This window comes from Nocardia alni, assembly GCF_019038435.1.
Lineage (GTDB): Bacteria > Actinomycetota > Actinomycetes > Mycobacteriales > Mycobacteriaceae > Nocardia > Nocardia alni.
In genome coordinates this window covers 41,482-48,539 of record NZ_JAGPOX010000069.1, presented here as the reverse complement: position 1 = coordinate 48,539, position 7,058 = coordinate 41,482, and the positions used below count along the sequence as shown (strand labels likewise).

General features: G+C 65.6%; 8 protein-coding genes and 1 pseudogene. 3 read left to right on the top strand and 6 right to left on the bottom strand.

Going from position 1 to position 7,058, the window contains the following annotated elements; all coding sequences use genetic code 11:
* Positions 1 to 223: pseudogene (locus tag JZ791_RS24690) on the bottom strand (hypothetical protein); the annotation flags it as partial.
* A gap of 347 nt (positions 224 to 570) precedes the next feature.
* On the opposite strand from JZ791_RS24690, the gene JZ791_RS24685 reads away from it, so the two are divergent.
* Positions 571 to 2,028, top strand: a complete 1,458-nt coding sequence (locus JZ791_RS24685) for an MFS transporter (protein WP_254206251.1) — start codon at positions 571 to 573, stop codon at positions 2,026 to 2,028.
* Positions 2,029 to 2,092: 64 nt separating this feature from the next.
* Positions 2,093 to 2,662 (top strand): acyl-CoA-like ligand-binding transcription factor, encoded by a 570-nt coding sequence (locus JZ791_RS24680; protein WP_254206250.1) that lies wholly within the window; start codon positions 2,093 to 2,095, stop codon positions 2,660 to 2,662.
* Here the strand turns inward: JZ791_RS24680 and JZ791_RS24675 are convergent.
* Together JZ791_RS24675 and JZ791_RS24670 are read right to left on the bottom strand one after the other, a co-directional pair.
* The gene (locus JZ791_RS24675) at positions 2,659 to 3,534 is read right to left on the bottom strand and encodes a phenylalanine 4-monooxygenase (protein WP_216897587.1); all 876 of its coding nucleotides are present in this window, start codon (positions 3,532 to 3,534) and stop codon (positions 2,659 to 2,661) included. The genes JZ791_RS24680 and JZ791_RS24675 overlap by 4 nt on opposite strands.
* Positions 3,535 to 3,618: 84 nt before the next feature.
* Positions 3,619 to 3,822 (bottom strand): type II toxin-antitoxin system VapB family antitoxin, encoded by a 204-nt coding sequence (locus tag JZ791_RS24670; protein WP_216897586.1) that lies wholly within the window; start codon positions 3,820 to 3,822, stop codon positions 3,619 to 3,621.
* Positions 3,823 to 4,004: 182 nt separating this feature from the next.
* Here JZ791_RS24670 and JZ791_RS24665 point away from each other — a divergent pair, with 182 nt between their 5' ends.
* Positions 4,005 to 5,657 (top strand): L-lactate permease, encoded by a 1,653-nt coding sequence (locus JZ791_RS24665; RefSeq protein ID WP_216897585.1) that lies wholly within the window; start codon positions 4,005 to 4,007, stop codon positions 5,655 to 5,657.
* A gap of 9 nt (positions 5,658 to 5,666) precedes the next feature.
* Here JZ791_RS24665 and JZ791_RS24660 read toward each other — a convergent pair whose 3' ends face one another.
* The 3 genes from JZ791_RS24660 to JZ791_RS46580 form a co-directional block, all read right to left on the bottom strand.
* Positions 5,667 to 6,086 carry a hypothetical protein gene (locus JZ791_RS24660; RefSeq protein WP_216897584.1) on the bottom strand — a complete coding sequence of 140 codons (420 nt, stop codon included), beginning with the start codon at positions 6,084 to 6,086 and terminating at the stop codon, positions 5,667 to 5,669.
* Between the two features lie 261 nt (positions 6,087 to 6,347).
* The gene (locus tag JZ791_RS24655) at positions 6,348 to 6,782 is read right to left on the bottom strand and encodes a PIN domain-containing protein (RefSeq protein WP_216897583.1); all 435 of its coding nucleotides are present in this window, start codon (positions 6,780 to 6,782) and stop codon (positions 6,348 to 6,350) included.
* Positions 6,779 to 6,991: a type II toxin-antitoxin system VapB family antitoxin gene (locus JZ791_RS46580; protein WP_308163068.1), complete on the bottom strand. Its 213-nt coding sequence runs from the start codon at positions 6,989 to 6,991 to the stop codon at positions 6,779 to 6,781. Before JZ791_RS46580 ends, JZ791_RS24655 begins: the two co-directional genes overlap by 4 nt.
* Between the last annotated feature and the right edge of the window lie 67 nt (positions 6,992 to 7,058).

The window sequence follows — 7,058 nt, the reverse complement described above, 5'->3', positions numbered from 1 at the left end:
GGGCCGTCCTGTCCGGGCAGGCGTCGGTGTTCGGGGTGACGAACGGGGCGCCCGTGATCGGTTCGGCCGTCGCCGCGGGGGACAGTACGGCATCGAGGCCGGTCAGCGCGGTGACGCCGATGAGTCCGGCGGCCAGCGCGACGGCGAACGCGGCCAGGCGGGGCTGCCCGGCGCGGCGGAGCCGGAAGAGCAGTCGACCAGGTGTCCTTGTCGACTGCCTCATCGGTGTCCTAGCCGGTTGGGTGCTGTGGCGGCTGGGCCGTTTACGGGTGCGCATCGGTATCGAGCTTATGCGGAAGCCCTTCCGACTTATCCCTGGAGTTGGGCGAGTGTCTCATTTGTGGCAGGACAACAGCCGGTGTATTGACATAGGCAAGCAAATGAGAGTTACTATCAAAAAGTAGTGTCCTTCAACTGATTGGATATGTCATGAATACCGAGGATGTGCAGGATCGGACTCCGCCTGCCGATGCGCGACGCATACGGCTGCCCACAGGCGTCGCCGCGGCGACCGCCGGATCCACCTCGCCGCGCACGCGCTGGCTGGCCTTGGGCGCGCTCGCGGTGGCGATGCTCACCATCGGTCTGGACACGACCGTGCTGGTCGTTGCCCTGCCGACCATCTCTGTCGATCTGCACGCGAATACCTCTGCGCTGCAATGGTTCACCACCGCGTATACGCTCGCGCTGGCCGCGCTCATGCTGCCCGCGGGTGCGCTCGGAGATCGCTACGGGCGCAAGAAGTTCCTGCTCGCGGCGCTGGTGCTGTTCGGGATCGCTTCGGCGGCTTGTGCATTCGCGACCTCCTCCGGCGAGCTGATCGCCGCTCGCGCGGTGCTCGGTGTGGCGGCGGCGGTCATGATGCCGCTGTCGATGTCGGTGCTGCCCAGCATGTTCCCGGTGCGGGCCGAGCAGCAGCGGGCGATGACCGTCTGGGTCACCTCCACCGCGATCGGCCTGCCGCTCGGCCCGATCGTCGGCGGCTGGCTGCTCCAGCACTTCTGGTGGGGCTCGGTATTCCTGATCAACGTCCCGCTGGTGGTCGTCGGCCTGATCGCCGTGGCCACCCTGGTTCCGGAATCCAGCAGCGGCAACGTATTCCGGATCGATCTGCCCGGCGTACTGCTGTCGGCCGGCGGAATGCTCGGCCTCACCTACGGTTTCATCCGGCTCGGCCGCGGCTGGGGCGATGGTCCGGGCTGGGCGACGGTCGCGGCCGGGGTCGCGCTGCTGGTCGCCTTCATCGCCTGGCAGCGCCGTACCGCGCATCCACTGATCGACCTCGGTCTGTTCAAGGCGGGCGGATTCAGCTGGGGCACAGGCTATTCCATATTCATCAACTTCGCGATGTTCGGCCTGTTCTTCACCGCACCCCAGTACTTCCAGTCGGTGCTGGGCGCCGACACACTGGGAAGTGGTCTGCGGTTGCTCCCGCTGATCGGCGGCCTGCTGGTCGGTACCCGGGTGGTGGACAAACTGCTGCCCAGGTTCGGCGTGCGGCCGATGCTGATCCTCGGTTTCGCGATCCTGACCGCCGCCCTGGTGATCGGTGCGCTGACCACGGTCGGTTCCGGCTACGGATATGCCGCCATCTGGATCACCCTGCTCGGCGCGGGCATGGGCTTCGTGATGCCGACCGCGATGGGGATGGCGATGGGTGAGCTGACCGCCGAGCGCGCCGGCACCGGCTCGGCACTGATCCAGGCGCTGCGGCAGGCCGGCGGCACCATCGGGGTCGCGGTGCTCGGCACCGTGCTGTCCACCCGCTACGCCGCTGAGCTGGGCGTCTACAACCATTCGCCGATCTCCGACAGCGTCACCGCCGGGGTGCTGGTCGCGCACAAGACGCACGACGCGGCCATGCTGACCCAGGTGCACTCGGCCTTCGTCGGCGGCATGGCCGCCATGTTCTGGGTGTGCACCGGGATCTGCGTGCTGGGCATCGTGCTCGCCGCGACCTTCGCCCGGAATCGGGCTCCCGGATCGGTAGCGGGTGTCGATGCGGGAGAATCAGTGCATGTCGGCTGATTCGGAGGCACCTCCAGGGCAGGCCCATCCGGGAATCGCTTCGCAGCTCGGAGCGCGATCTCGGATGGGCCTGCGGGAGCGTAAGAAGGAGCGCACCCGTCGGACCATCCGCACCGAGGCCATGCGGTTGTTTCGCGAGCAGGGCTACGCGGAGACGACGGTCGAGCAGATCGCCGAGGCGGCCGAGGTCTCGCCGAGCACCTTCTTCCGGTACTTTCCGTCCAAGGAGCGGCTCGCGCTGACCGACGATATGGACCCCCTGGTCATCCAGGCCATCGCGGAGCAGCCCGCGGAGCTCTCGCCGCTTCGCGCGTTCATGCGGGCGACCATCGACGTGTTCCGAGCTCTGGACCCGGAAGACCTGGCGTTCGAGCAGCAGCGGATGGCCTTGATCTACTCGGTGCCCGAGCTGCGCAGTGTGATTGCGCAGGAGACCGAACGCAACGTCGATCTGATCGCGCGGCTCGTCGCCGATCGGGTCTGCCGGTCCGCCGATGAGCTGGAGGTCCGGGCGTTCGCGGGGGCACTGATCGGCGCGGCGATGACCGCCTTCGATCCCACCCCCGGCGTCGGGCTCGACATGGACAAGCTCGAGCGGATCGTCGATTTTCTCGAAGCGGGCATGAAACTCTAGCCGTGCGCGGCGACCACCTCGTCGGTCACATCGGCGAAGAAGCCGCCCACCACATCCTCGATCTCGGAAATCGAGTTCGCGCAATACAATACGGGTTGGTAGTGGGTGATGTCGTAAGTCGCGGTGCCCATTTCGCGGACATCGAGCGGGCGTAGCCGGGCCTGGCGGAACTCCTCGATCTCGCCATACGACGAGAGCAGCCCGGCCCCGTAACAACGGACTTCGCCGTGCTCGCGCACCACCCCGAACTCCATCGAGAACCAAAAGACGTCGGCCAGAAACTTCAGCGCCGCTTCGGATTCCAGCCGCGCCACCGCCGCGCCGGCCTCGGCGTAGATCGCGGCGAAACGCGGGCTCGCCAATTGATTCGCGTGGCCGATGATTTCGTGAATCGAGTCCGGTTCCGGGGTGTACAGCGGGGCCGAATGATGACGAATGTACTGGGTGGAGTGGAAGATTCGCTGGGCGAAGGATCCGAAGAACTCCCGCAACGGCACCAGGCCGGCCGCCGGAACATAGCGAAATCCGCTGAGCGGCACCAGCTTTTCCGATACCTCGTCGAGCTGGGGGATGTGGTCACCCGGCAGGCCCAAATGCTGTGCCGCGGCGAGCACTTCCGCCGAGGCATACCGCTGATGCTTACGAGCGAGCTCGGCGGAGGCGATCCGCCATACCTGCTGCTCGTCGTCGGTGTAGTCGATGCGGGGCGCCGGGGTCCCCGGGCGGTACGCCAGCGCTCGCGCGGCGATCGCATTGCGCCGGGCCCGGTACTCGGGATCGTGCACCCCGGGATGCTCGTCGCTCAGGTGCACGGTCACATCGCCGTCGGTGCTCGTGGTCACCGGTGAGTACAGCCGACCGTCTGTGAACATGCCTCCAGGCAAGCACCGCTGGGCTGATCCGACAACAACTGCCCAGTTACCTTGACAAAATGACTAGCTGATCGAGCTCGAGATCTACCGCGGACCGCGTTCGGCGAGTATCTGGCTGGTCAGATCCACACCTCGCGGTGATCGGTTGGCGGACAGTCTCTCGACCCGGCGTCTGCGTTCGGCGACGTATTCCAGTGCGGCATTGACCGTATCGGATACCGATAGTGTTCCGAAATGCTTGGCGGCCAACGCGAAAGCGGCGTCGTTCAACTCGATAGTGCTCTTCATCAGGGCCTCCGGGCGGCGTATGTGGCGGAGGGAGCGGTCACGTTTCTCGCAAGTATTCGGCGCTACGGCATATCCGGATCGGTCGGGGGTGCAGGAGCATTGGCGATTTCCGGCACGAGAGGGTGCGCGCGGGAGTACAACTTCGGCAACGGCCGCTGTTTGTCCGTTTGTCGGAGGTTGGCATGTATCACCAAGTACTCGATCCGCTCGCACACTCCCTTGGCTGGAGTTCGCTCGTGGCGGCAATACCCCTGCTGGTTCTGTTCGTTCTCCTGGGCGTGTTGCGCTGGGCCGCCTGGATCGCATCGCTGATCTCACTGGTCGTGTCGCTGGTCGTGGCGATCTGGCTGTACGGGATGCCCGTCGGCCAGTCGTTGCTCGCCGGGACCGAGGGGGCCGCGTTCGGATTCTTTCCGATCCTGTGGATCGTCATCAATGCGATCTGGGTCTACAACATGACGGTTGCCACCGGGCATTTCGATGTGCTGCGCCGCTCGTTCGCCGGGGTCAGCCCCGACCAGCGGGTGCAGGCCATCCTCATCGCCTTCTGCTTCGGCGCGTTGCTCGAGGCGCTGGCCGGATTCGGCACACCGGTCGCGGTCACCGCCGTCATGCTGATCGCCCTGGGCTTCGCGCCGCTGAAGGCGGCCGCGCTCGCGCTGACCGCCAACACCGCACCCGTCGCCTTCGGCGCGATGGCCACGCCGATCATCACCCTGGGCGCGGTCACCGGACATTCGTCCGATGTGCTCGGCGCCATGGTCGGTCGCCAGACGCCGGTGCTGTCGGTGTTCGTGCCGCTCGTGCTGGTGTTCATCGTCGACCGCAAGCACGGGATCCGGCAGACCTGGCCCGTGGCGGTCGTCTGCGGCGTCACCTTCGCCATCGCGCAGTATGTGACCTCGAACTTCATCTCGGTGCCGCTGGCCGACGTGATCGCGTCGCTGGTGTCCGCGGGTGCTGTCGTGCTGTTGGTGCGGGTGTGGCAGCCGTCGGTGACGTACACCGAGGGAGGCTCGACCCCGCCGGTGATCGCGGGTGGCGCGGCCGACGAGCCACCCGCGGATTTCGTGCGCCGGGTCGAACATCCCGATGCGCCAAGGGAGGTCGTGCGGGCCTACGCGCCGTATCTGATCGTCATCATCGTGTTCGTGATCTGCCAGATCGGCCCGATCAAGAGCTGGCTCGGCCACGCGACCTACACCTTCGCCTGGCCCGGACTGCACGCGGTCAACGCCAAGGGCGGGAAGGTGGGCTCGGTCACCTTCACTCTGAACCTGTTGACCTCGCCCGGAACACAGATGCTGATCGCGGGGCTGCTCACCATGATCGCGCTGTCGGTATCGATCCCGAAGGCGGTGCGCGCCTACGGCAGCACGCTGTACCGGCTGCGGTTCGCGATCGTAACGGTGATGGCGGTGCTGGCGCTGGCCTACGTCATGAACATCTCGGGACAGACCATCACCCTGGGCACCTGGATGGCCGGCGCCGGTGGAGTGTTCGCGCTGCTGTCGCCGATCCTCGGCTGGATCGGCACCGCCGTCACCGGCTCGGACACCTCGTCCAACTCGCTGTTCGGCGCGCTACAGGTGACCGCCGCCGCCAAGACCGGTCTGTCTCCGACCTTGATGGCCGCCGCCAACAGCTCCGGCGGGGTACTGGGCAAGATGATCTCGCCGCAGAACCTCGCGATCGCGGCCGCCGCGGTAGGTCTCGACGGCCGCGAGGGCGACATCTTCCGACGGGTGTTCGGGTGGACCGTGCTGTTCCTGGCCGGGATCTGCATCCTGGTGGTGCTGCAGTCCACGTCCGTACTGTCGTGGATGGTGCCCTAGGGGAGGGGGTCAGAAGAAGCCGCCGTCGTCGCGATCATCGCGGTACTGGGCGTCGTCGCGGTATTCGGCGTCGTCGAATCCGCGCTCGTACGCGCGCTCCTCGTCCCGGTTGTCGTCATCGGACAGCATCTCGCCCAACAGCATTCCGCCAACCAGACCGGCCGCACCCGCGCCGACCACTGCCCCGGTGCTGTGCCCCTGGCGCGGATACCCCTGCTGTGGATATCCCTGCTGCGGGTAACCGGGCTGTGGATATCCCTGCTGCGGATAGCCCCCCTGCTGCATCGGCTGATAGTAGGGCGGCTGCGTGGTCTGAATGCGCTGCGCGCAGAACTGACAAACCTCGACCGGACGAGGCACACCCCACTGTGGCTGCCACGTCGCGGTGACGGCGGCCGGTCCGTGAGACGGGTCGAAGAAGCAGATCATGAGACTTCCTTCTGCGTACGCCCGGCAGTGCACTGAAGCCGGACTTCGAGCTTGCTGCACTGCCAACGCCGAGGTCGGGTGTGCGAGTTCCCCGGCGACCCTGTCATCGCAGAAGTTGTGACTACTCTCATGTGCTGTGCCCTCGATTCGAAATCTGCTGGGGCACAGTGATTTATGTTGTATTTCCAGTTGGAAGCCCGGCGGTGGCACTGTGCGATGGTGCCGCTGTCGATGCTGTCGTCGGTGGTGACAGGGGATTCTTCAGCTGACAGTGCCTCGAGGAACGACCCACGCCTGGGGTTGCTTGGTGACCTTGGCGATATGTTCGAAGTCCTCGTCGTAGTGCAAGACGACAGCTCCATGGAACTCCGCGACGGCAGCGGTCAGCAGATCCATCGCACCGGCTGCCCGTTGCTGGCCTTTGCGGGCCATGAGCGTCTGTACCTCACGGGCGCGGTCGGCGATCGACTCGTTGATCGACAAGTTGGTGAAGCGGGTGCGGCGGCTTTGCGTGATGTTCTGTACCTCGGCAAGGTTGCGCCCCGAGTATCCGGCCTCCAAATCGAGTGTGACGCAACTGGCTGCGGCTCTATCCGCAATGAGACCGGCGACTACTCGCTGTACGGGTGGATGCCGCAGGCGCGCCATGACGGAGGTGTCGATCAAGTGCAGTCGCAGTGTTGTCGCGGCTGTCATCGCCGAGCCCCCTTCATGATCTCCGGATCGAACATGTCGGGCCCCACGCCGAAGCTGTACGGAAAATCTTCCATGAGCGCCTCGACCCGGTGTCGACGTTCGGCCACGAACCTCAGGGCCGCGTTCACGGTGTCCTTTTTGGTTCGAGTACCAAGCTCCTTTGCGGCCAGCTCCAGAGCTTCGTCATCCAGATCGATCATCGTCTTCATATTGAGCACGGTATATCCAACCCTCCGGTGTCGGCAATACTTCTTCATCCAACCGTTATTCGGTGCC

What these genes read in the sequence shown, in the direction of transcription:
- JZ791_RS24685 (WP_254206251.1), top strand. Translation starts at nt 571, where the DNA reads ATGCTCACCATCGGTCTGGACACGACCGTGCTGGTCGTTGCCCTGCCG.
- JZ791_RS24680 (WP_254206250.1), top strand. Translation starts at nt 2,093, where the DNA reads ATGGGCCTGCGGGAGCGTAAGAAGGAGCGCACCCGTCGGACCATCCGC.
- JZ791_RS24675 (WP_216897587.1), bottom strand. Translation starts at nt 3,534, where the DNA reads ATGTTCACAGACGGTCGGCTGTACTCACCGGTGACCACGAGCACCGAC.
- JZ791_RS24670 (WP_216897586.1), bottom strand. Translation starts at nt 3,822, where the DNA reads ATGAAGAGCACTATCGAGTTGAACGACGCCGCTTTCGCGTTGGCCGCC.
- JZ791_RS24665 (WP_216897585.1), top strand. Translation starts at nt 4,005, where the DNA reads ATGTATCACCAAGTACTCGATCCGCTCGCACACTCCCTTGGCTGGAGT.
- JZ791_RS24660 (WP_216897584.1), bottom strand. Translation starts at nt 6,086, where the DNA reads ATGATCTGCTTCTTCGACCCGTCTCACGGACCGGCCGCCGTCACCGCG.
- JZ791_RS24655 (WP_216897583.1), bottom strand. Translation starts at nt 6,782, where the DNA reads ATGACAGCCGCGACAACACTGCGACTGCACTTGATCGACACCTCCGTC.
- JZ791_RS46580 (WP_308163068.1), bottom strand. Translation starts at nt 6,991, where the DNA reads ATGAAGACGATGATCGATCTGGATGACGAAGCTCTGGAGCTGGCCGCA.